This is a genomic window from Paenibacillus sp. E194, from assembly GCF_000935845.1.
GTDB lineage: Bacteria > Bacillota > Bacilli > Paenibacillales > Paenibacillaceae > Paenibacillus_B > Paenibacillus_B alvei_B.
In genome coordinates this window covers 1-24,167 of record NZ_JMDX01000075.1, presented here as the reverse complement: position 1 = coordinate 24,167, position 24,167 = coordinate 1, and the positions used below count along the sequence as shown (strand labels likewise).

At 45.0% G+C, this 24,167-nt stretch carries 25 protein-coding genes and 1 pseudogene; 15 read left to right on the top strand and 11 right to left on the bottom strand.

All coding sequences use genetic code 11. The features are described from left to right. Positions 1–112: 112 nt before the first annotated feature. Positions 113–394, bottom strand: a complete 282-nt coding sequence (locus tag AZ66_RS12750) for a hypothetical protein (RefSeq protein WP_044355211.1) — start codon at positions 392–394, stop codon at positions 113–115. 677 nt (positions 395–1,071) lie between these two features. Here AZ66_RS12750 and AZ66_RS12745 point away from each other — a divergent pair. The 8 genes from AZ66_RS12745 (at position 1,072) to AZ66_RS12715 (ending at position 8,126) form a co-directional block, all read left to right on the top strand. Then, complete coding sequence (locus tag AZ66_RS12745; RefSeq protein WP_044355210.1) at positions 1,072–1,647, top strand: TetR/AcrR family transcriptional regulator; 576 nt, start codon at positions 1,072–1,074, stop codon at positions 1,645–1,647. 43 nt (positions 1,648–1,690) lie between these two features. Then, on the top strand, positions 1,691–2,944 hold the full coding sequence (locus tag AZ66_RS12740; RefSeq protein ID WP_044355209.1) for a serine hydrolase domain-containing protein: 1,254 nt from the start codon (positions 1,691–1,693) through the stop codon (positions 2,942–2,944). Between the two features lie 342 nt (positions 2,945–3,286). Further along, the gene (locus AZ66_RS31380) at positions 3,287–3,445 is read left to right on the top strand and encodes a hypothetical protein (protein ID WP_156159956.1); all 159 of its coding nucleotides are present in this window, start codon (positions 3,287–3,289) and stop codon (positions 3,443–3,445) included. A 2-nt stretch (positions 3,446–3,447) separates the two neighbouring features. After that, positions 3,448–3,975, top strand: a complete 528-nt coding sequence (locus tag AZ66_RS12735; protein WP_231586850.1) for a lysoplasmalogenase — start codon at positions 3,448–3,450, stop codon at positions 3,973–3,975. Positions 3,976–4,128: 153 nt separating this feature from the next. Further along, the gene (locus tag AZ66_RS12730) at positions 4,129–5,685 is read left to right on the top strand and encodes a hypothetical protein (protein WP_044355207.1); all 1,557 of its coding nucleotides are present in this window, start codon (positions 4,129–4,131) and stop codon (positions 5,683–5,685) included. Between the two features lie 188 nt (positions 5,686–5,873). After that, positions 5,874–6,701, top strand: coding sequence for a helix-turn-helix transcriptional regulator (locus AZ66_RS12725; RefSeq protein WP_044355206.1), 828 nt, complete (start codon positions 5,874–5,876; stop codon positions 6,699–6,701). 86 nt (positions 6,702–6,787) lie between these two features. Continuing rightward, the gene (locus AZ66_RS12720; RefSeq protein WP_044355205.1) at positions 6,788–7,771 is read left to right on the top strand and encodes an ABC transporter substrate-binding protein; all 984 of its coding nucleotides are present in this window, start codon (positions 6,788–6,790) and stop codon (positions 7,769–7,771) included. Positions 7,772–7,811: 40 nt separating this feature from the next. Next, on the top strand, positions 7,812–8,126 hold the full coding sequence (locus AZ66_RS12715) for a cupin domain-containing protein (RefSeq protein WP_044355204.1): 315 nt from the start codon (positions 7,812–7,814) through the stop codon (positions 8,124–8,126). A gap of 104 nt (positions 8,127–8,230) precedes the next feature. Here AZ66_RS12715 and AZ66_RS12710 read toward each other — a convergent pair whose 3' ends face one another. Next, entirely contained in the window at positions 8,231–9,013 is a 783-nt protein-coding gene (locus AZ66_RS12710) for a TIM barrel protein (protein ID WP_044355203.1), read from the bottom strand. 19 nt (positions 9,014–9,032) lie between these two features. Further along, a complete protein-coding gene (locus tag AZ66_RS12705; RefSeq protein WP_044355202.1) occupies positions 9,033–10,010 on the bottom strand; it encodes a Gfo/Idh/MocA family protein in 978 nt (325 codons plus the stop codon). Positions 10,011–10,141: 131 nt separating this feature from the next. On the opposite strand from AZ66_RS12705, the gene AZ66_RS12700 reads away from it, so the two are divergent. The 4 genes from AZ66_RS12700 (at position 10,142) to AZ66_RS12685 (ending at position 13,580) form a co-directional block, all read left to right on the top strand. After that, positions 10,142–10,978 carry a helix-turn-helix transcriptional regulator gene (locus AZ66_RS12700; protein WP_044355200.1) on the top strand — a complete coding sequence of 279 codons (837 nt, stop codon included), beginning with the start codon at positions 10,142–10,144 and terminating at the stop codon, positions 10,976–10,978. Positions 10,979–11,134: 156 nt separating this feature from the next. Then, positions 11,135–11,842, top strand: coding sequence for a DNA alkylation repair protein (locus AZ66_RS12695; protein WP_044355198.1), 708 nt, complete (start codon positions 11,135–11,137; stop codon positions 11,840–11,842). A 35-nt stretch (positions 11,843–11,877) separates the two neighbouring features. After that, positions 11,878–12,843: a helix-turn-helix transcriptional regulator gene (locus AZ66_RS12690; RefSeq protein ID WP_044355197.1), complete on the top strand. Its 966-nt coding sequence runs from the start codon at positions 11,878–11,880 to the stop codon at positions 12,841–12,843. Between the two features lie 110 nt (positions 12,844–12,953). Continuing rightward, the gene (locus tag AZ66_RS12685; protein WP_044355196.1) at positions 12,954–13,580 is read left to right on the top strand and encodes a type 1 glutamine amidotransferase family protein; all 627 of its coding nucleotides are present in this window, start codon (positions 12,954–12,956) and stop codon (positions 13,578–13,580) included. Between the two features lie 162 nt (positions 13,581–13,742). Here AZ66_RS12685 and AZ66_RS12680 read toward each other — a convergent pair whose 3' ends face one another. The 7 genes from AZ66_RS12680 to AZ66_RS12650 form a co-directional block, all read right to left on the bottom strand. Beyond that, complete coding sequence (locus AZ66_RS12680) at positions 13,743–14,894, bottom strand: ABC transporter permease (protein WP_044355195.1); 1,152 nt, start codon at positions 14,892–14,894, stop codon at positions 13,743–13,745. A 1-nt stretch (position 14,895) separates the two neighbouring features. Further along, positions 14,896–16,020, bottom strand: coding sequence for an ABC transporter permease (locus AZ66_RS12675; protein ID WP_044355194.1), 1,125 nt, complete (start codon positions 16,018–16,020; stop codon positions 14,896–14,898). A 27-nt stretch (positions 16,021–16,047) separates the two neighbouring features. After that, a complete protein-coding gene (locus tag AZ66_RS12670) occupies positions 16,048–16,983 on the bottom strand; it encodes an ABC transporter ATP-binding protein (protein WP_044355193.1) in 936 nt (311 codons plus the stop codon). Between the two features lie 147 nt (positions 16,984–17,130). Continuing rightward, entirely contained in the window at positions 17,131–18,234 is a 1,104-nt protein-coding gene (locus AZ66_RS12665; RefSeq protein WP_044355192.1) for a sensor histidine kinase, read from the bottom strand. 19 nt (positions 18,235–18,253) lie between these two features. Continuing rightward, on the bottom strand, positions 18,254–18,979 hold the full coding sequence (locus AZ66_RS12660) for a response regulator transcription factor (RefSeq protein ID WP_082061558.1): 726 nt from the start codon (positions 18,977–18,979) through the stop codon (positions 18,254–18,256). A 16-nt stretch (positions 18,980–18,995) separates the two neighbouring features. Next, the gene (locus tag AZ66_RS12655) at positions 18,996–19,508 is read right to left on the bottom strand and encodes a GNAT family N-acetyltransferase (protein WP_044355190.1); all 513 of its coding nucleotides are present in this window, start codon (positions 19,506–19,508) and stop codon (positions 18,996–18,998) included. Positions 19,509–19,642: 134 nt separating this feature from the next. Next, a complete protein-coding gene (locus AZ66_RS12650; RefSeq protein WP_044355189.1) occupies positions 19,643–20,245 on the bottom strand; it encodes a DUF4062 domain-containing protein in 603 nt (200 codons plus the stop codon). Positions 20,246–20,554: 309 nt separating this feature from the next. Between AZ66_RS12650 and AZ66_RS29800 the strand changes: the two genes are divergently transcribed. Both AZ66_RS29800 and AZ66_RS30560 read left to right on the top strand, forming a co-directional pair. Continuing rightward, positions 20,555–23,092: a DUF4855 domain-containing protein gene (locus AZ66_RS29800; RefSeq protein WP_052648497.1), complete on the top strand. Its 2,538-nt coding sequence runs from the start codon at positions 20,555–20,557 to the stop codon at positions 23,090–23,092. Continuing rightward, a pseudogene (locus tag AZ66_RS30560) lies at positions 23,086–23,211 on the top strand (BBE domain-containing protein); the annotation flags it as partial. The gene AZ66_RS29800 and the pseudogene AZ66_RS30560, both read left to right, overlap by 7 nt. A gap of 55 nt (positions 23,212–23,266) precedes the next feature. Here AZ66_RS30560 and AZ66_RS12640 read toward each other — a convergent pair. After that, entirely contained in the window at positions 23,267–23,755 is a 489-nt protein-coding gene (locus tag AZ66_RS12640; RefSeq protein WP_044355188.1) for a VOC family protein, read from the bottom strand. Positions 23,756–23,915: 160 nt separating this feature from the next. On the opposite strand from AZ66_RS12640, the gene AZ66_RS12635 reads away from it, so the two are divergent. Further along, on the top strand, positions 23,916–24,167 hold a 252-nt coding region (locus AZ66_RS12635), incomplete at its 3' end, for an Lrp/AsnC family transcriptional regulator (protein ID WP_044355187.1).

Here is a 24,167-nt window from a genome sequence, read left to right as displayed (position 1 = left end):
ATACTGGCTGGATTCAAGAAGATAAAGTGTCGAAATCTGTAAAACCAAAAGGACTATTTTGGGTAATTTAGTGGTAATATATTCCTAATGTTTAGATCATTAGCGTAAGAATTTAAACCAAAAAATCTTTAGGGTCAGTAATGCTGTTTTCAATAATAGAAACAACTCTCTCCTGAATTCTCATGATAATAAACTCTTCATTCAGTCCAAATTGTTTGTCCACTTCATCAAAATCTCCGACTTTGCTCATTTTGTTTTCTTGAACATTGAATGTAAGAGTAGCGATCAAATTACCTTGAAAAAACATATCTGCGGTTACCTGCTGTGTTACTAAATCTACACTTGTGAACACAGCCTTCAAATTAATGGGTACAAACTCTGTGTATCCTGTCATTAAAATCATTCCTCCCTAGTATTTTTGAACATATCCATTGTTTAATAATGGCATAATATCTCCTCCGAAATCAATCTTGTTACTACTATCGGTATAGTGATAAGGAACCAAAATAGCAAAAGGCTCTCAACAACCTTGCTGACCCTAACTTGCTTGGCTAGAGATTTGAAACTATCCTCTCCCTGCAGATATTGTAGAATCGCGTTGATCTTATCTTTAATCGTAAACTTGGCAATAAGAAACTGTACCTCCAATAGTTAGTTTGTGTCTAACAAATGGGGGTGCGGTTCAGTTTTCAAGGGAGCGTTGTTGTTAAAGTCTGTGTTACCCTCGTTCAAAAGGCTATAACATTGACTTTTCTGCACATAATATTCATGTAAAATATATATATTCGTATATCTTAAAGGAATTTAATTTTTAGTATTGATAAACAAACGTCTGCTTCTTTTTTATTATCATAATTTGTTTTACTAGGGTTCTTGCAATGGCGAATCTGGTAACGGAGGTTCCGGCAATGGGAGAGGGAGCTATGAGAGAATTCGAGCAGCAATTAACGAGTGTTGAATTGGAAAATAAATAGTTTGGATTCATGAAATCAAACAACGTCCAATAATTGACTTTATTCTATAAGGCCATTATAATTTGTTGGTCAACCAACCAAAAAAAGGCGGGATTGTATGAGCACACAGGACAAAAGAAAACGATTAATCGATGCAGCCTACAAAGTATTTGTAGAAAAAGGATATGTCAACGCTTCGATAAAAGATATCGCAAACGAAGCTGATATAACATCGGGACTTGTTCATTATTACTTTAAAAATAAGGAAGAACTCTTGCTTTCCGTACAAGATGAAATACAAAAGCATTATCAAAGGCAATATGACAGACAGTCGGATGGCGCTGTAAGCCACGAGGAACTCTTATTTGAAATCAAATCCAGAGTAGAAAACAATCCAGACTGGTATCGTTGGAGATATGAAATTTATTCTTTGGGGATAAAAAACGGAAGTGGGCATCTTGAACAGCAAGTTGCGTCTATTCTCAAAGATGGGAGAGATAGTCTTTCCAAGCCGTTGCAGCATTTAGTAGGCAACTCGCATAATGCTTCTGCGCTTGCCAGTATACTTTTGGCTTGCTTCGACGGGCTAGCGCTTCAGAAAATTGTTGATGATGAATTTGATATTGATCACTCGTATAGACTATTGATTGAACTCTTTGGACTGTATGTAAGCAAATCCAATTCTGTAATCTAATAATGATTACTAACAACTAATCTAACACAATAGGTGAAATCATATGAAGAAAATTGTTATTCTTTTATTCATCTTTCTACTCATTGCACCTTCACTTTCTCTAGCAGCTCAAGGCCACAATACGGCTCAACGAATCGAAACATTTATGAAAGAAGTGATGAAAGAATATCATATTCCTGGGGCTTCGCTAGCAGTTGTACATAACGATCAGACCATCTTTCTAAATAGCTGGGGGACAATGAGTGACGGGTTAGCAGTAACGGAAGACACGACTTTCCTTATAGGTTCGGTAAGTAAGCCTTTGACATCTCTTGCTGTTATGGTGTTGGTGGAAGGCGGAAAAATTACATTAGATGAACCGATAGACGCTTATATCCCGTGGTTTAAGTATCAAACAGATGGCACAAAAAAAATAACAGTGCGTCATCTATTAGAACAAACAAGCGGGATTAGCGCTTATGATGGAATGAAAGTAACTGATCAAAAGGGTCGTGATAAGGAGAAAGGCATAACTCAAGCCGTTACAGCACTGAGCGGGGTAAAGTTAAGCCGTGATCCGGGTGAGGCATATGAATATAATTCAGCCAACTATTTGCTCCTAGGGGCTATTATTGAGACGGTGTCCAACCAGTCATTCTCAGCATTTATGGATACTCACATTTTCTCTCGTCTTGGCATGAATAACACTACTGCCGATTATGAAAGCGCGGTGGATAAAGGGTTTGTGCCTGGCTTCCATTCATGGTTTGGTAAACCTGTTAAAGCCGATGGGTTGTATGATCAATCGGGAGCTCCCTATGGTTATATGACTTCGACCACCAGTGACCTTACCAAATTTATAAAATTCATGCTAAACGGTGGAGAATTATTAACCGAACAAAGTCTAAAACAATTTATATCTCCTCCGGAAAATGGTAAACGATATGGTTTGGGCTGGCATTTCCCAAGATCGGGAAATAAATATCCTTACCATACGGGTGCAACTCCCGAATATAAAGCGGAAATATTCTTTATTCCCGAACAAGATCTGGGCGCTGTTCTTTTGATGAATAAATACCATGAATTAGAGGCTGTTTCATACTTAAGTATAATGGAGGGAATTAGATCCATTATGAACGGCAAAAGTACGGATTTGGTACAACTAAATGTCAGGACACAATGGATTACGCTCGGTGTTGTTTTATTATTTGCGGTTATATCCTTAATTAGTTTAATCGGTTTAAAACGCAGAACCACGATAAATAAAAAATATGGGTATCTATGGGAATCCTCTCCGTCATTTTCGCTGCCGGACTGATTCCATTATTCACTTATAGTATGGGTGTTTCGTGGAGGACGGTGGGGCTTTTCCTTCCAGATGTCGAATTCCTCATTCAATGTCTGATCGCGATATTGGCAGTTAACGGTCTTTTAACCTTCCTCTTAATTGCAGTGAAACGAAAAAAGCAATACCTAAATATCGGCCGATGACGTTTTAGCAATAACATATTGCAGGCTGCTTTATATGATCTGCCAATAGCGCCTCAGTCAAATTAGAAGGCTAGTTGAGTAATGTGAGCGTAGAAATAGGCATACGTATCAGTCAGAATCGGAAGTTTCAAGCAAGCAAATACCCAAAACGATGGGGAGGACTTGATTTATGCTTCAGAAATGGCTGGTTTTTGCAATTATCGTAACGGGTGTGATTCACTTGGCAACGCTGTCCTTGGACAGTAGCCTGCTAAACTGGATCTTCAAGCTTCTGCCGATGGTGCTGATCATCGTGCTCGCTGTCAGCTCGCAGCCTGCGACAAGTTGAAGATGTATAAGGTTTTGGTCGTGATTGGATTGTTTTTTAGCATAGCTGGGGATGCGTTGCTACTGAACAACGGAAATGAGTGGTTTATGTTCGGATTGCTGTCTTTTTTGGTAGGGCATCTGTTTTATGTAGCGGCCATGATAAGGCGCTGGGAATTTTCGTTGTTAACGTTGGTGTGCGTGGTACCGATCGGCTTGTATTCTTGGCTTATCGGTTGGCAGCTGCACAATGGGATCATGACTAATAGCGATAATAGCGCATTATGGCTGTCAGTCGCCATTTATGTAAGCGTTATCTCCGTCATGTGCTGGACTGCCATCATGAGTAGGAACTGGCATGCTACGGTCGGGGCGATTTTGTTCGCCGTGTCGGACTCGATTCTGGCCTGGAATAAGTTCGTCAGTAACGTGCCGGCATCAGGTATTTGGATTATGCTGACGTACTTCGCCGCGCAGTTGTTTATTGCAGGCAGCATCGCGAACGTATTCGGTGACAGGCAATTGTCGAAGGGGCGTGTCGTGAGGATGTGAGGCAGATAATATTTCCCATATCCATTGTATAATGATGTTGAAGGCTGAGGACTATTACAATGATTTGTTATGAGAAATGGAGAGGGACGGGGACTCTGCACTACTTTGGCTTCGACTTGCCCTTGATCGCATGAACACGGAAAGGAGCAATACATGACGATACAACCAGGGGACGTATTCGGATTCTGGAATTCATTATTGAACGCTTATGTTGCATGCCAGATTACGCATATTGTGCCAGCAAATCAACCAGACGAGGAAGACAGTTATGCTGCATTGATGCTGCATTGGACCGGAGGGGAGCTTCCTTCCATTGATCAGTTGAAACAGGTAAAGCCATTTGAATTAAACTATTATTTCTGGAATGAGCTGGATCATCTCATTAGTGAAGGTCCGATTCCTCCGAACTATACCTATATTGGGAATTTCGAAGTCCTTGTGCAGGAGCAGCCGAGAAGCTACGGAGACTGGGATCGCGAGAACAGGCAGTATCGCCAACTGCAGTGGGAACGCATTCCAGAGAACAAACGGCATAATTTCAAAGCGGCTAGTAAGGCGGACGGAAGCCAGCAGGTAGAAATTGCTGGAGTCAAGGTGCCATGGGGTCTTCGATCCATTTCTCTGAATGAGGTTCCGGATCTAACTGACTACACAGAATTGGATCGTCTGCCTTGTCTGACATCCATGAAGGTTTTTGATTGGAGTTCTGCACTGGAGGACTATGTAAGGACGCATGATTTTATTTACAAGCTGGAAATAGATCTCGAGGCAGAAGTGGAAAGGATCGATTTGCAGCACACGCTCATCACTGATATTACAATAAAGCCACCCATAATACATGAGCTGCTTTTACCTAACGACATGAACCAGATCATACTCGAGGGAAGTTTGCAGCATGATGTCCATATCAAGCATGAGCAGGAAGGGCGCGGCATCAGGCTTCAATTGAATGGCGAGGCGGTGAAGTCCTATCGTTGCTTATCGGGACTCGCGCATTTGTCTGATCTGGTTCTGTATGCTGTCGATGACATCGATTTAGGAGACGTCGTCGATAGGTTTCCTTCGCTACAGAGCCTACGTGTGGGCGGCAACCCAGGCTATATCCGTGGGATAGAGCAGTTGTACAAGCTCGAACAGCTTCAAATGTTCACGACGATAGACATGTTTGGCTTTTCAGGAGATCAATTCCCACGCCCGGATCAGTTGCCGCAGCTGCACACGTTGTGGATGACCAGCTTACCGGATGATGCTGCTAAGGCGATCAAGCAAGCTTACAAGCAAGCAGCCAAGCAAGGTCTGGATTTGTACATTCGTCAACCGCGCAAGCCAGAATGGCTCGCCGACAATCTCGATAATCCATTTCGGGCGTGGGACGGTCGGGAAGGAATTACACCTGCGCAAGCGAAAAAGGCTGCCTCGCTGTACAAACAAATACGCGGCCAACTACGGGAGCTTGCAGCTCAGGCACAAACAGGTGATATGTCATCCCAGGACGTGCAGTTGCAACTCGAACACATCTTTTCTACCTATATTGAGGGTTTTAACAAACTCGACAAGCGCAAGGTGTTTATTTATACCGAGGAACGGGAGGAGATTTTTGATGCTGTGACTCCACTTGTGTCCGGGATAGTTGAGGAATTGCGGGCGAATCAGCTCGAAATTGATGAACATGCGCTGTGGGAATATACCGACCAACTCCGCGATTTTTGATCTTCACGCCTCCTATTTTTGAGAGCATCATAATTGGATGCCGTTACCCGGCTGCTTGAACATTTGCCGGGTAGCGGCATTTTTATTGCCCAATCATGTTGACAATGATAATCATTATCAATAATGTGAAGATAGAAATAATACCCCCTATTTACTGAAAAACTACTATTTGAAATGAGGCATGCAATGTGAAAATCGACGTTAATCAGTTAGCAGAGCATCTTGCACACACTCCTTTTCAAGTAGAAGGCGTATATCGATATGCTAAAAATCCAGGTGTGCCTCACGCTGACTATACAGATTCTTTTCCTGGATTCGTGTTTCCACTTACCGGGAAGGTGCAATTTCAATTTAATGACACGCCTTATATCCTGTCGCCAGGAAAAGTTGTGCATGGGGGTGCCAAAATGAAACTAGCCCAAAAGTTGTTTGGCAACACCAACTGGGAGTATATCCTTGTTCAATACCGGATATGTCACTCAGAACTAGAAGAGTCAAGCCTTTCCCATCAGCATTTTGAATTATCAACGGGACAATCCCCTCGTCTTATCGAATTAATTATGCGTCTGTGGCATGTGTATAATCAGCGCGGAGGCATTCCGATGTTTCAGACCGAAATGCTGTTTCGCGATGTACTGAATGAAGCTTTATTATGTGTGGTTAATAGGCAGAATAGCTGTGAATCACTTACTTTATTTGAACGAGTGTCTCATTATATTCATGAATACTATGATCAAAGCCTTACAATAGAATCGCTTGCAGAACATAATAACGTTAATCGAAATCGACTTTCTTACGTATTTAGAAGACATGCAGGTATGGGACCGGGAGAATATGTATTAAAATATCGGATAAACATGGCGCAAGAAATGCTATTTACAAGTGATGTGCCTATACAACAAATTGCACAGTCGGTTGGGATTGCGGATCCCTTTTATTTTAGTCGAGTGTTCAAGAAGCAATTTGGTGTTTCTCCTACTGAATATCGAGCGAAGTTCATCAATAATCTATGCTAATTTCAATAGGCATCCATTCTATTCTACAACTGACTTTACTATACTAATGGCAAACGAAAGATTACATAATGTTGGAGGCTTTTCGTATGCAAAAGAGGATAGGACTATTACTCTCCATGCTATTAGTAGTAGTCATACTTGCGGCTTGTAATGCAACACCTGCTGAAAATAAAGGAGCGACTGCAGAAGGTGCATCTACAACAGCTGTTGAGTCAGCTGCAAAGGATTGGCCAAGAACATTTAAGGATGCCTTAGGCAAAGAAATTGTTATCGAGAAAAAACCAGAAAAAATAGCCTCGTTGTGGTACTTTTACCCTGAAATATTAGTTGCATTAGGTGAGCTGCCTGTTGCTACAACGGAGAAAGAGTATCTATCGACTTTAACTTATTTACAAGGGAAGCTCGATGCAGCAGAGGAGTTAGGGGATAAGGTGTCTCCTAGTATTGAGAAAATTTTAGCTCTTGAGCCTGATTATATTTTAGCAACCGAACAACATGAACAAATTTATGATTCACTAGAAAAAATTGCGCCAGTTATTTCGCTTAAATACAAGGACATTTATGAAAATTGGAAATATGGACTCCGTACAGTGGCCGAGATTATTGGTAAAGAAGATGAAGCGGAAAAAGTTATTGATAAAATGATGAAAGAAATTGCAACGGGGCGCGAAGCATTAAAGTCGATTCAAGGGGAGTCAGTAGCACTTATATTGTCTTGGGATGGAAAAACTTTTAATGTTCTAGGTGAAGGGAATCCTGTCTATACACTTGCGTTCGATAAAGAAAAGGGACTGGGACTTACACCAGATGATACATTTAAAGGTTCTATTAATAAATTTAATACGTTTGAGGGAATCTCAACGGTTCAAGCAGATCATATCTTCCTTATAGGTGACATTACGAAAAAGGAAACATTAATGAATGACTTAAAACAAAGTAATGTATGGAATAAACTGAATGCCGTAGAGAAGGGCAATGTCTATTTAATGGATAGTTCCGCTATTACTGGTGGCCCATTAGCTATCGAATACGCTTTGCGAAATATAACAAATGCCTTACATAAACTCTAAAAAGTCGAGAGAATATCATCGAAATCAAGGAGGGCTTCATATGCATTACGAAGCTATTAATCTGAATGAAAAGCTATCTACATTCAACGATCTCTGGTCTCCAAAAGTTGTTGCTGAATTAAATGACTATCTATTCAAGCTCGTTAAAATTGATGGAGATTTTATATGGCACGAGCATCAAGGAGCCGATAAGGTATTTATGGTGCTCGAAGGGGAAATGTTCATTGCTTTTCGTGATGGTCAGGTGAAAATCTCTAAGGGTGAGATGTTTATTGTCCCGGGGGGAGCCGAGCAGAAGCCATTCGCCGAAGAGGAATGCCATATCATGTTGATAGAACCTAAGGCGGCAGGATAAGTTTTGAGTTATAAGAAATATACAGAGTAAAGGGCCATCCGCTAAGGATGGCCCTAAAAATTGTCGTTACAGACAGCGCGGGGGAGGGAAATAGCCCGATTTGCTTATGCCTGCAAGCTTCCGAACACTGGCGTAACGATGTCCCGCATAAATTGCTCCACCGCTTCGTCGGTGTCGATCGTATAGCCGCCTTCCAGCCCGATAAATCCGGAGAAGCCGGTTTCTTTAATTGCGCGCAGAATATTCACGTAATTTAGTTCGCCCGTGCCTGGCTGATTGCGGCCTGGATTGTCTGCAATGTGGAAATGATTGATTCGGTCGATATAATTAGTCGCGTTGCGAATGACATTGCCCTCCGTGACCTGCTGATGATAGACGTCGAAGACGAGCTTGACGTTCGGGCTGTCTACCCGATCAATCACTTCCACCGATTCATCCGAACGCTGAAGGAAATGTCCGTAATGATCCACAAGTCCGTTGAGCGGTTCCACCTCCAAGACGATTCCGGCCTCTTCGAGCAGAGGGGCGCAGCGTTTGAGTGTCTCCACCATAGCGGACCGCTGATCCTCGCGAGGCACGCCTTCCAGCTCGTTGCCTGTCTGAGAAATAATTGAAGTGACATTCAGAATCTTGCACGCTTCAATCGTATCGCGTATCCCAGCGATATAATCATCTCTGAACGATTCATCGACTAGATTGAAGAACTTCGTGCATGTCGCGCTGATGCCAACCCCGATACGCTCTTGCTCCCTCGCGATTTGTTTCAGATCATCAAGATTCCACCACGAATAATACTCCAATCCGTGCAGGCCATGCTCCTTAATTTTCTCCAAATGATAAATGACATCTTTCCCGCTATAAGCGCCGATGCACAATGAGAACTTCACAGTCGATCCCCTCCAATCACTAGTATGAACCAAGGAATACAGGTTTGCCCGAGACGGCAGATTCAGTGGCTGCAATCGTAATGTCGTGAGTTCGGAGCGCATCTTCATAATTGGACTTAATGCGGGAGGTGTCGCCAGTACGGATCGCATGGATGAACGCTTCATCTTCAGCGATAGTGAGATCAATCCCATTGGAGTGGGTCTGAACGCCCTCAGTCTCGATCACCTTCAATGAGGTGTCACGCACCTCGAGCACACCTTCGTCCGTGTAGATATCGAGTCCGACGTGGTGGCCGACGGGCATCATACAGGTGTTGGAAATGGTGGCCACCATGCCGTTCGCAAGCTTCATCGTAACCGTCCCGACATCGGGAACGTCGGTTCCTTCGACTTTCTTGCCCATTGCTTGAAGCGCGTATGCGGCATATACTTCGTTCACTTCGCCGCACAAAAAGCGAAGCATGTCTACGATATGCGTTGTCTGTTCGACGAACTGTCCGCCCGATCCTGTCATCACTCTCCACCAAGGCACCATCGGCATTCCGCCCATCCAGTAGCCGAGTGCCATGCCGGGAGTCCTCTCAGCCAACAGCTTCTTAGCTAATTGTGCCGTTTCGCTGTATCTCCAGTGATACCCGACGGACGTGATCAACTTTTTGTCCTTGATCGCCTGACTGATGGCGGCGGGGGTGTCGCGGTTGATGCCGATCGGCTTTTCTACAAGAAAAGGGATTGATCGTTCGATTAATTGCCGTTCGGCATCCCCGTGGGCCAGCGGTGGAACGCAAATGTAGACCCCATCTAGCTTATTGTCGTCCAGCATGTCGTTCAGCTTCGCGTACGCTTTCGCATCATTGTGCTCTGAAGCCGCTTTCTGTGCACGGCCAAGGTCAACATCGTAGAATGCAGTTAAGGATACGCCTTCGATTTGAATTAAGCTGCGGATATGATGATTGGCGATTCCCCCGGTTCCGATAAATCCAAGCTTCACCGTCATAATCGTGATCACTCCCGTTTCAAGGATATAATAAATATCAACTTTGTAAGTTATTCTAATCGAACCCAATCCGTAATAAAATATCAGATATAACGCTTTCAATATCGAAAAATGAAACTGGAGGAGCGGTTATGGACATCAGCTATGGCAGGCATTTCATAACAACGGAGCGTGACCGGGGGCTGCCGCTTCACCTAGGCAGTGTCGGTTTGATGACGCACCAGGGATCCATTTATCGGGAACACGGCTATCACGCTTTCCACTGGCTGCATACGGTAGAGGGAGTCGGTGAATTCTCGGTGAACGGCACAACGGTAAAGTTGTATCCGAATCAGGGCATCTTGCTCAAGCCGAACGTGAGCCACAGTTATCGTGCGGAAACTAGCATCTGGTCGACATGGTTTATGACCTTCGATGGGGCACTCGCCAATCCCATCACAGCGTCACTTGATCTTCAACACATGCAGCCGCTGAGTTGGGGTTCCGATTCGCCGCTCGCAGCAATTCATCTGCAATACGATCATAAATGCAATCATAGCTTCGATCTTGCGGGGGTCAATGGTTCACTTGAGGTGTATGCCTTCCTGACGCTTATCAAGCAGTTCGGACAAGCTGGCAGTGAACCCTCCTTATCTGAAGGTCATGAGAGGCTCGCTCCTATTTATTTGCTCGTTGAAGAAGCGTACGGGAACCCTGATCTCGGGCTGGAACAGATGGCGAATACACTGCGGGTCAGTCCGCAGTATCTGAATTTATTGTTCCGCAAGAGCTGGGGAATAAGTCCCTATCAATATTTGCTGCAATTCCGCATTCAGAAATCGAAGGATATGCTCCTCTCTGGGAGATGCCCTACTGTGAAGGAGATCGCTGTATCTGTGGGCTTCCAAAGCGATAGTCACTTCGTCCATACGTTCCGTCGAGTGACCGGCATGACACCAATGCAGTTCCGAGCACATTATGGGGAATAAGCGGAGCTAAATAATGGGAATTACTGTACAAGTCCCAGCGATAACGGATGAGATAGTTCTCTTTCTGATTTCATTGGATCCAGGCTGCTTTATGATATATTGAAGTGGAGACGAGCTTATTCTGTAAGACAACCCATTGCAAAGGAAGTATGAATCATGAATCTAGAGACGGTCATGCAAGAGCTTGAAGCTCTCGGCAAGGAACGCACCAAGAAAATATACCTATCCAATGGCGCGCATGAGCCGCTTTTTGGAGTAGCTACAGGTCAGATGAAGCCTATTTTTCGGAAAATAAAACGCAATCAGCCATTAGCGGAGGAGCTCTATGCTACAGGGAATTACGACGCCATGTACTTTGCCGGGGTGATCGCGGATCCTGAGGCAATGTCTGCGGCGGATTTTGAGCGATGGATTGATCAAGCCTATTTCTATATGCTATCGGATTATGTGGTAGCCGTAACGCTGGCAGAGACAGATATTGCGCAGGAAGTCTCCGATAAATGGATTGCAAGCGATATAGAGCTTAAAATGTCTGCAGGCTGGAGCTGTTATTGCTGGATGCTCGGAAATCGCCCGGACAGTGAATTCTCTGAAACCAAAATTGCGGATATGTTGGAACTTGTGAAAAATACGATTCATGATGCGCCTGAACGTGCGAAGTACGCGATGAATAATTTTATCTACACCGTAGGAGTATCCTATCAGCCGCTTCATGATAAAGCAGTCGAGATCGCAAAGGAAGTGGGCCCGGTGGAGGTCAATCGCGATTCTGGAAAGAGCAAGTTCTTGAATGCATCCATGAATATTCAAAAGGCGGTAGAGAAGGGGCAGATCGGCTTCAAACGGAAATATGTAAGGTGTTAGTCCTTAAATCTTGGTGAATTACGAAAGGTTATGCGATGCCAAAAAACGATAATATGCTGGCAATATTGTGGTTGCTGAATTCGGGCGCCAAAATGACTGCCAAACAAATATCCGAAAAGCTCGAAATAAATATTAGAACTGTCTATCGATATATTGATGCACTATGTGCCAGTGGAGTGCCCATCGTATCTGATTCAGGTCATTATGGCGGATATAGCTTGCTCAATCATTTTATCAGAGCCCCTCTGCTATTTGATATGGAGGAGAAAAAGGCGCTCCTTCATGCTGCCATCTTTGCAAAAGAAGCGGGATATCCTCTGAGCGAAGTATTAGACAATGCGACATCGAAGTTGAAAAAGTATTCGAACCAGGAGCAGGAACGCACACTTAATCGCCAGTTAGCAGGGTTTGAAGTGATCAACCAAGGGGGAGCACCTTCTATTCAGCCGGTATTGCTGGAATTGGAGCAGGCTGTAGAACAGGAATGCTCTCTAGAAATCGATTACCGCACAGTCCGGGAGGAGCAACCCAAGCATAGGGTCATAGACCCCTATGGGACAGTGAACTGGAATAATAAATGGTATACCGTTGCATTTTGCCACCTAAGGAATGAGCTCCGCATCTTCCGGGCAGAACGGATTGTACAAATCGAGCGTACGTCAATTCGCTTTAAGCGCCCTGATGCTTTTTCGGCTCGTGAATTCGTTAAGCAAAACTTGCTGCCTGATTTGGTGGGCAATGACAGAGTGTTTTCTGTAATTATCGAGGGCAGAGCAGAGGCATTGGACGACTTATGTCTGCACGGGTTCTTGGGGCACTATCTGCAAGAGAGGACGGAAAATCAAGCAATCTTTCTACTTGAGGAAGCATCAATGGATAGGTATGTTCCTCATCTTCTCTTATCCTATGGGAAATCGATTCAAGTTATCGAGCCACAGCAGTTGAAGGATAAACTTATTGCTGTTACATCGGAATTAATGGAATATTATCAACGAAAATAACTTCACTGACAGCAGTTGTCAGTGAAGTTATTTTATGATGAAGACAATCATGGATTACCGATAGATGATGGGAATCCGTTGAATATTTGGTAGAGAAGGAGAACGTACACATGAGTAATACGGTATATTTGTATGTATTTGACACAATGTCAGACTGGGAGATCGGTTATGTAACTGCCGAATTGAATTCGGGAAGATTTTATAAAAAGGGGATGTCCCCCTCAAAAATAGTTACTGTGGGGAATGAAAAGACTCCTGTGACGACGATGGGTGGATTGAAGATACTCCCTGAAATCTGTCTGGAGGAGTGCAGCATGGCAAGTACCGATGCATTGATTCTGCCTGGTGGAGATACATGGACAGCACCCATTCACCAACCGATCTTACAAGTTGCCCAGAGATGTGTAGAGGAAGGCATACTGGTTGCCGCGATTTGCGGTGCCACAATAGGACTTGCCCAGACAGGATTGCTGAACTCACGCTGCCACACAAGCAATGATCTGGAATACCTGAAGATGGTCTGTCCCACTTATGCAGGCGAACAGCATTACAGGAGGGAGTCTGTAGTATCGGATGGGAAATTGATCACAGCATCTGGAGTAGCACCGTTGGAATTTTCCGCACACATCTTGAGAGCATTAGGTGTGTTTTCAGAAACAACATTAGATGCTTGGTATAGTCTAAATAAGACCCATAAACCCCAATATTTCTTTGAGTTGATGAACTCAATCCAATAAAGGTATCAGCATGCAATGAATCGGCTTTGGGTGAAACGAAAGTATGATCCGCATAATATGTTTCGTTTTGCCCAAGACAAAGAGGCTGCACGCTGGTTTACCCAGGTACAACCTCTTTTGCTATTTTTATGCCCCAATATATTTCACTGCAAACCATGAAAGCTAAACGAAGTTTCTCGTATCATTATTACGTCCGAATTTGTACGTTGCAATCAGGAAGAAAACAACCGCAAAGGCGAATAAAATCGTCAGATGAAACCAGATATTGCCCATCGCTTCTCCGGACTGTAGTTTGTCGATCGACTGCAGCGCCCAACTCTGTGGCATGAAGTCGGAAATGCGGCGCAGCATTTCAGGCATAATGCTTCTCGGGAAGAAGCAGCCCGCAAGCAGACAGGTTGGAGTCACAATCAGATTTTGAAGCGCTCCAGCCATCGCCGAGTTTTTGGAGAAAGCTACGATCACCAGCGACACGCTGACGGATACAAGCGCAAAAAGCGTTAGAATGAGAAGCATTTCCCCCATTGAGATTCCTGGATCCAGATTAAACACGACCCGCATGAAGAACAAAGCGACGATAATTTGCGCAATCATGACGATAATATTCACCAAAACATTCGCCAGCACATAGGTCCTCGCATTGATCGGAGAGGAAAGAATGCGGTAATAGGTTCGGTTCTCCCGGTTTTTCAAAATCAGCTCCGATAGCCCGGTCGCAGAGTTCATCATAAACAAGAGCAGAAACCCGATGGATTGAAACGACATTGCTTTGGTTACAGATGTATCATTTACAGATTGGGACGTCAACTTAAAGTCTGAGGAATGGTAAGTTTCATACAGCTGCCGGAATTTGGCTGGGTCGCCTCCAGAAATTTTCGCCATTGCCGCGACATTATCGATATATCCGTGCAGCATCGATTTCATATACGCCGTTACTTGAGCCCCTTTCACCGATTCGATGGAAATATGGTCCGGATTTCCGTTCAGCACGCTCTCCGAATAACCTGAATCGATAATCAAGCCGCTGTCCAACTTGCTCGCAGCCAGTTGTTCCTTTAGCTCGCTTGCCGTGACGTTTACGATTTGCACATGGTCGAGACGCTGCACAAAACCGATCGTATCCGCCGCAATCTGTTGACCCTGATCATCGTTAACCACGCCAACCCGTAATTGAGTCTGCCCTTGTTGGCCATACAACAGTATGGAACCCAAAATGCCGATAATCGGCAGACCGAAGTATATGAATAGCGCACTGCGCTTGCGAAATGTCGCGATCAGCGTTTTGGTAGCTAGAAACCAGATCTCACTCCACATCTTACAATCCCTCCCGGCGTCTCATCACGATAATTGATGCACCTAGAAACAATACGGCGAAGCCGATGTTTATGCAAACAACCGGCCAGGCTGCCGATACGTCATTTCCGTAAATCACTTGCGTCAGACCATGGTTAGCCCAGCGGATGGGTGACAAATTGATGAGGAATCCCATCAAGCCGCTACCAGAATCATTGCCGATGGGGAAATAGGCTCCTCCGAAAAAAGACATGAGCTGAACGATCAAGCTGACGACATTGCGGCCCGCCCTGCCTTTTATCATATAGCCGCATGCAAGGCCAAGACCCATCGCCATGATGACCTCTGACAGCAGAACGATGGCAACGATCCCCATATGGCTGCCCCAATAAGCTTTAAACACATATTTGCTGAACAGGATCATCGCTGCCACGCACAATACATTCGTCATCATTCCGCCCAAAATCTTGCCCGTAAAAATCTCGCCTTTACTTACCGGAGCAATGATAAGCCGATTCCCTGTGCCGCGACTGATCTCGCTCTGGATTAGCCCGCCTGCCGACATGGCCGCCCACATACCGACCATCACGGTCATGGCAAGCGCATAATAATCGACGGAACTTGGCGTTCGGTTCGGCGTTATGGACATTTCTTTGATGTAGTCTGTTCCGCTGCTCGCGAACACCGCCTCGGTTTGGGCCGGTTCGATCTTGGCTACCGCCACAGCCGCATTATATTTATCCGTAAAAGAAGCCAGCATCCCCTGCACAATATTGCTTGCGATCGTATCGCGGCTGCTGCCGTAAAGGGAAATTCCTTGCGGAGTCAACTCGACATAATCCACATAACGGTTATTTTCAACTTCCGTCCGTCCATCCATCCCAGGCTGAAGAGACTCAAATATCACTCCCGCTTTGCCTACTTCCTTCGTAAAAGCGTTAAACGCTTGAGACAACTCTCCGCCGCCGGTTGAATCCTTCATCAAAACCTTCAGATCTCCGATTTTGACATCGGAACTGAATGCATTGCTCAGCGCCATACCCAGGATTAACATAAGGACGATCGGGAAACCCAGCATGAACATCAGCGTACGCCGATCGCGGAGATCCTGCTTTATTTCTTTTAATGCAATCGATAATATATTCACCGTGGTAACCTCCTTTTCCGCGATCTATTAATCCCGTAAATTGCGCCCGGTTAATGTAAGGAATACCGTTTCTAAATTAGGCTCCTGTTCTTCAACCGCGCGGATTTCCTTGCCATTATCCATAAGCTGCTTCAATATCCGGTTCAGGTTATCCACCGCGGCATCACTCTGAATCCGAATTACCTGTTCATCCTGAAGTACATTACGCACCCCCGGAATGGTTTTTAAACCTTCGCTTTCCCCACCTTGGGCCAATTTCAATTCAATGCGTATATCCTTGACGTCAGTGACCGTCGATTTCAGCTGCTCCTTGGTTCCCTCGGCGATGATTTTTCCATGATCCACAATAGCGATACGGGAGCAAATCTCCTCAACTTCCTCCATGTAATGGCTTGTGTAAATAATGGTGCAGCCGGATTCGTTCAGCTTTCGCACCGAGGTTAAAATATAATTGCGCGATTGGGGATCGATCCCTACGGTCGGTTCATCCATAATAATCAGCTTCGGTTTATGCGCAATAGCACAGGCGATGTTAAGGCGACGTTTCATTCCGCCGGAGAAATTTTTCGGAAAACTTTTGGCCTTGTCGCCGAGACCGACAAACGTCAGCGCTTCCTCTGTCCGCTCCTTCAGCTCGGTCCCCCGTAAACCGTACAGCCCTGCAAAAAAGCTTACATTCTCATACGCAGTCATATCCTCATAAATCGCTAAATCCTGGGGAACAACACCGAGGTTCATTTTGGCAAAGCGGCTATGCTTCATGATGTCCTTCTCCAGAATCCGGATTTCCCCACCCGTCGGACGCAGCAGCGACGAAACCATATTGATCGTTGTGCTTTTGCCAGCTCCGTTAGATCCGAGAAAACCAAAAATCTCACCTTCTCGAATGGACAGCGACATATTATCAACAGCGATAAAATCGCCAAACTTCTTTGTAAGCCCCCGGATTTCCAATACGTTCATCTATCATTCACTCCGTTTCGTTGTGCTTTTGATGTCTTTATCATAATAAAAAAGGATGCTCTTATATCAGTGCATAAGTTCATCCTTTTTACATGAGAAAATTCATATTTTGTTAGGAGAGGGATTAACGGCAAATGAGAAATTTCATTAGTCACCGTACGGAATCAGGGTCGTGATGCTAAAACCGCGGGTACCGTCGGCGACGACCGTCCCGTTGACGTGTGCAGTCCGCTCTTCCATCCCGATCAAGCCAAGGCCCTTGACGATTTTGGAGGCACCTTTGCCGTTATCGGCTACGACGGCTTTAATAAAACGGTTCAATACCCGGACTTCCACATGAACGGCCGAAGCTCCGGAATATTTGGCACTGTTGGTCAAAGCCTCCGTGACATTTTCATAAATAATTTTCCAATGAAGCGGAGTGATCTGATCGATATTTCCTTCATGGACGACCGAGGTCATGAGTCCCGTTTGGCCTGCAAAAGCTTCAACCGCGGTCTTCAAGCGGCTAAACCCAAGCTGCTCCATGGGGGGCTTGTTATGTTTCAGCGTAATCCGGATTTCTTCAATCGCTTCCTTGGAGATGCCGATCGCGTTTTGCAGCAGCGTCTCCGCCGTTGCCGCATCGCTGCCCAGAAGGCGTTTGGCCGCTTCCATCTGAATTAGGGCGCCGGTCATTGCATGCCCGATGCCATCATGGATTTCCTGAGCCAGCCGGTTGCGCTCCTCCAGCTTGACCATATATTCCGAGGCTCTTGCGTATTCCCGGTTTTCGTTGAGGCTTTTCGCCAGCTTCTGCACGTCCTTGCGCATCCGTTCAAGCTCATCCTCCTGTTTGATGGCTCTCCCCATATAATGACGGACCATCACATAACCGAAGAAACTCCAAGCAGCTACAAAGACATACAAAATCATCATTTCACCGCGCAAAAACAATATCGGAAGGAATACGGCGATCAGCAAATAACCGTTTTTCCGCGGATGAAAGGACGCCAGCTCATTCATGCTAAACGGAAGCAGCAGTGCAAAATACGGATAGTGAACCGTGCAACCGACCAAATAGATGATAATTCCCAAAATAATTATCTGCTTGGTGACGCTTTTCTTCACGATATGCAAGACTAGATTCAGCGCCAAATAAATTAGAAAATAGAATACAAACCATGGATCCGCCGCTGCCGCCGTGAAATAAGTAGCAATGATGACAAACAGCAGCAGGATCGTTTTATTGCCAACCGTCCAAACTTCCATGCGATAGCCTTTCCCTTCTCTAACGAGTTTTGCCCGTCAGATAATAAATCGCAATCTGCGTCCGGTGCGACAGCCCGGTTTTATTCAAAATTGCTGTGATATAATTTGCCGTTGTCCCTTCGGAAATAAATATTTCTTTGGAGATCTCCTTGTTCGATAGGCCCTGCGCGATGAGCGACATGACATCCAGCTCTCGTTCCGTAAACAAACTGCGGTCGAAAGGCCCGTCATTGGGGGAACTCTGCTCCCTTTCAGGACTGATTCCCGCTTTCTGCTTTCCGAAGGATGCAGTCGGGACGGACATTTTACTCTCCGTCGACTCCCGGCTCCCTGACATCTGGGATTTGAGCTTTTCCAGCACCACATCCTGCAGGACGCTCTGCCCGTTATGTATGCTTTTGATCGCATCGCGGATCCGCTCCGGGTCGGTGTTTTTTAGCAGATATCCCTTTGCGCCGAAGCGGATGGCATCCAGAATATATTCATCGTCATCAAACGTCGTTAAAATGAGCGGTTTGGTCGCCGTCTGCTCGCTAATCAGCTTGGTGGCCTCAACCCCGTTCATATTCGGCATCCGTACATCCAGCAAGGCAACATCTACTTCATGAGCCTGGCAGTATTCAACGGCCTCCCGGCCGTCCTCCACTGTGGCAAGCACGTCGAATTCCCCGAATGTGGTTAAAATAATCTTCATCCCTTCGCGGATGAATGAGTTGTCATCGGCGATTAGTACGCGAATTTTCATCATACGCCTCCTTGCTTTATTTCAGCATGATTTCATAAACGGCTTCTTCCTGCTGTGTATCTTCGAACCATTCCGTGCCGGCGTATGTAAAACCTATTTTTTCAAGAATCCTGCTGGAATCCGCATTTTGAGGGTCAACAGAAGCATGGATTCGCTTCACGCCGCCATGATTTTTGGCAAGCTCTAAGCAAGCCTTTGCCGCTTCTGTCGCATATCCTTTTCCCCAGCTTGACTTGGCAAAATGATAAATGAGTTCAACCTCATGGACTTCTCCCGATATATTAAAACCGCCAGCTCCTATGACCATGCCCGTTTCTTTTTCCACCACCGCATAGACGGACAATCCCTTTGCCTGATGACATTCGCGGTAAGCTGTAAGAGTCAAAGGCAGCTTCTCATGGCCGGCGGCACCAAGACAGTACCGCATCACTTCCTCATCGCCCCAAAACCGCTTAGCAGCCTCAACATCCTCTTCTTCAAAAACGCGCAGAGCAAGACGCTCGGTTTCAATTTCATATGCGGATTTCATATTTTTATCTCCTTTTTAATGGAATTCCATGGGCCTATCCCCAGATCTTTTAATATTTATTGTACTCAAAGGATATTTTTATGGGAAGAAAAAAGTACAGCCCCCATCTGACGATGAAGCACTGTACTTCCCTATCATTGATTTCCTCTTTTATTTTTCTCCAGCTCAGCTTGTAATTTAGCATTCTCTCTCAATAAACTCGCATTCTCTTCCAATAACTTTTGTACGTCTGGGACATCCTTGGCAGAAATCCAGCCGTGCAGATCCTCTCTTCTTTCATACTCTGGCAATTGATCGCGCATAACCATCTTAATGTGCTGTATATCTTCTACATAATAGGTAGGTACTTCCTCAAATACGGATTGTTTAAACTCTTGGAGCCTCTCATAATATTCCCCTACTACAAAGTCGTATGGCTTTTGTCTTAATGCTTCATCCGTGACAACGAAAGCAAATCTGGGTTTGCCAATTTCTCCGGCATAATCATATTCCCAATGCGTATAACTCTTTGATTCATCATCACGAAGCGTTAAACCATAGAATCCTCCGAGAATTAGAATATATATATCGGATTCATCGATCCATCTTTTCCTAATGCTCATCGGAGTTTCCTTGAAGAATAGCTCAACTCCTGCAGGAATATGCCCAGCTTTACGTACAGCTTCAACAGCGGTATATCTTTCCTCAACTAAATCAGAAAAAGTAGACGATATGTAGACTTGTAATTTTCTTTTCATAGGCCACCTTTATGAATTGAAATGAAATTAATATGGATCATACCGTCACATTACTTTATGTGTCAATATTTAACGATACTGTGTAGGTTACATGCGAAGGAAACGAGAGAGGGGTACAGCGTCATCGTGATTTTGGGATGTAAAGAAGTGTATATCAAAGTAAACAACTATCTATTACTGCGCATAAAAATGTCTCATAAAATCTATGGTAAAGAGGCTACTTGGAATAAATGGGCGTCAGGGTCAGGCTCATGTACCAGACTTGTACAAACGTAATTGTCATTTCAATCTAAGAAATGGGGATGAAAAATGAAGCAGAGTCAAAGGTATCCAAGACGAAGTTCGTTGTTGTTGTCACTTGTGCTAATCTTCTCGATTGTTTTTTCTGTCCATCCATCCGTACTGAATGCAGAGGGGAATACACCGCCGGAGGTTACGCAAGAGCAGGGGGATCAACAGCCTTTGCCTGAAACTCCTACTCAGCCGGAGCAAGGGGGAATTCCTCAGCCTGATTTCAATCAACAGCCCCAATCTGATCTCGAGCAACAGCCACAGCCTGCCATAGAGCAGCCTCTTGACCTTGCTGCTGCGACGGGATATTTTCCACCCAACACCGCGGCATCTGGGAACGTAAAAAATATGGCCTTGTTGTACACCGGATATTACGGCGGACGAACGACATACGAGGGAAAAGAAATCGGCACGTATGACAAAAATACATTGTTGCCTTATGTTGCGCACTACAACAGCAATAATGTGATGGACGACACCTTTTTTGACTCATTCCTGTTCCTAGGAATCAATACGCCTGACTATCGGGATTTCGGCGATTCGGCGGATCCTGCCAAGTGGACCTACAAGACGGATTGGGAGTGGTATATCAACCGTATTTTCACTGCCAACCAACAGCTGGACGCTCTGAACCAAGCTACCCAGCAGGTTGCAGCCACGCTAAACCAACCAAACTACAAATCCAAGGTATATATTATGATACCTTATCCCAACAGTAGAATAACCAATTTCGGGGATGTCGATAACGACGGAATCAGTGAAAATTTAAAAACCAATCCTAGCAACTTGACCAAGGTAACCAAATGGTATATCGACACTGTACGAAGCAAATGGAACCAAGCCCAATACAGCAACCTTGAATTAAAGGGTTTCTATTGGTTCCACGAAGATATCGACACCGGCAATCAGGGTGAGGTTAATGCGATCAATAACACTGGAAACTATCTGCACTCGCTTGGCTTGAAATATTGCTGGATTCCATACTTTGGTGCAGGACAAAGCAAAAACGCGCATAACTATACCTTTGATTTCAGTATCCAGCAGCCCAACCACTATTTCGTCCCGAGTTCAGACTATTCGAGAATGACCAATGTTACCACCCAAGCTCAAACCTACAATCAAGGCATCGAAATGGAATTTGACGAGAGGGCGATGTCTGACCCCGATTTTAAGAACCGTTTCGATAATTACTTAAAGGCTGGCGCAGAATACGGGTACATGACAGGGGCGATCAAAGGCTGGTACCAAGATATCTTCGGAATATATAACCTCTATAAGAACAAGAACAACAACGGCGTAAGCGGCATTTATGACGGTAGACAAATGTACGAAGACATCTACAAATTCACCAAAGGAACGTACACGATTCCAGGAAACCTGGCAAGCGGCAAGACGGCTGTAGCCTCTTCCAGCCAAAGTTCTTCTGTATCCGCCGATAAGGCGGTCGACAATAAGTTCGGCACCAGATGGTCAAGCCAGCAATATACAAATACGGAATGGATTTACGTCGATCTTGGTCAAGCCTATAACGTTAACCGAGTTAGGCTGAACTGGGAGACCGCATACGGCAAGAGTTACAAAATACAAGTATCGAACGATGCAACCAATTGGACGGATGTCTATGCGACCACAACTGGCGTTGGCGGAGTCGACGATATTGGCTTTGTGCCAACAACGGCAAGGTATGTAAGAATGTACGCGACGGAACGAGGGACGATCTACGGGTACTCCCTTTACGAGTTTCAGGTATATGGGGATAGCGTTGGGTCCGCCACCACAGCGAATCTAGCGTTAAATAAGACAGCTTCGTCATCTTCCAACCAAGACGCAACTCTTACGCCGAACAATGTGGTGGACGGCAATGCGACGACAAGATGGTCTAGTCAGTTTACAGATTCAGAGTGGGTAGCGATTGACCTCGGTCAGTCGTATAACATTAATCGAGTCCTATTGAATTGGGAGCTTGCTTATGGAAAAGGCTACAAAATCCAAGTATCCAATGATGCGGCCAACTGGACGGATGTATATACCACGACAACGGGTAATGGGGGCATCAACGATATATTCTTTACACCAGTGAATGCAAGGTATGTACGAATGTACGGGACGCAAAGGGCTTACACCTTCTACGGATACTCCTTGTATGAATTCCAGGTTTATGGCAGCAAGCCAAATCTAGCGCTAAATAAATCGGCAACAGCTTCTTCCAACGAGACAGCCGCATACACGGCCGATAAAGCGGTAGACGGCAATCCGACGACGAGATGGTCCAGTCTATATTCCAACCCGCAATGGATTTACGTAGACCTCGGACAACAATATCGAGTCAATCAGGTCAAATTGAACTGGGAGTTTGCCTATGCGAAGGGCTACAGGATTCAGGTGTCGAACGATGCCCTCAATTGGGCGGATATGTATACGACATCAACGGGCGACGGCGGCATTGACGATATCTACTTTGAACCAGTAAATGCGAGGTATGTCCGCATGTATGCAACGAACCAGGGTACCGACTACTGGTATTCGCTTTATGAGTTCGAAGTCTACGGCAGCTGATCCATTGGCCTTATGGTGTGAACTTTCCTAGACTGAAGCAGGTAAAACGCAAGTATGATCCCCATAATGTGTTTCGTTTTGCCCAAAGTATTCCAGTGGGGAAGCGGCCTCGCCGTTAGGGGGGATCCCCCCCTATACCACGAAACAGAAGAAAACACCCTCAAGGGAATGCTCCTATAGCGTAAGATAGGGGAGATAACCTTGGAGGTGTTTTTTTGTGGACACATCAAAATCTACATCTTCAATAAATTCGATAACCTCACCATTGGGACTGTGAATGAGAGCGTTTCTGACTACAAGTGGCGGTTCGCCAAGGGACAGACTCGCCGGTTCAACAAATGGCTTTGCTCCATATGCGATTGCTTTCTGGTACATATTCCCAACATCTTGGACATAGAAGGCGAGATGTAATAATGCCCCATGAGCTACCTCATCATCAGACTGTGCTTTCTTGCCTTGAGCAGGAATGACCGCGTCGTTATCAAAGACCTCAATACAAGTTCTTTGGTCAGGTGAAATCAGCATGGAGGCTTCTTTAATTTGAAAGGATGGCAGACTCCAGTGATGGCCGATCTTGAACCCTAATACTTCTGTATAGAACGCAATGGTTGCTTGATAATCTTTGGCTTGGATTGCCACATGGGCAAGACCTTGTATACTCATTTATAAGCCTCCTCATTAGAGATGGTTCTAATTATAGGGGGATGAATTCGAGAAATGAATGCGAAAAGTGAGGAACATGTAGTAGAATGCATGTGAATATAAGGTTATGCAGGCTGAGGAGTTTATTTTATTAAAATCTCGTATTTGAGGTGTGCATCCTATGGAAAATGGGTTCGATGATATTGATCAAAAGATCATGAAATTACTTCAGCATAATGCGCGAATGTCGATTTCCCAGATCAGTAAGGAAGTGTCCATGTCTCAGCCATCCGTGAAAGAAAGAATGATTAAGCTGGAAGAAAAAAATATCATTTCTGGATATACGGCTGAATTTAATTTGCGGAATTTGAACAGAGGGACAACCACGTTTATTTTGTTAAAAACGGAACGGTGCCAAGAGGTTGTTGATTTT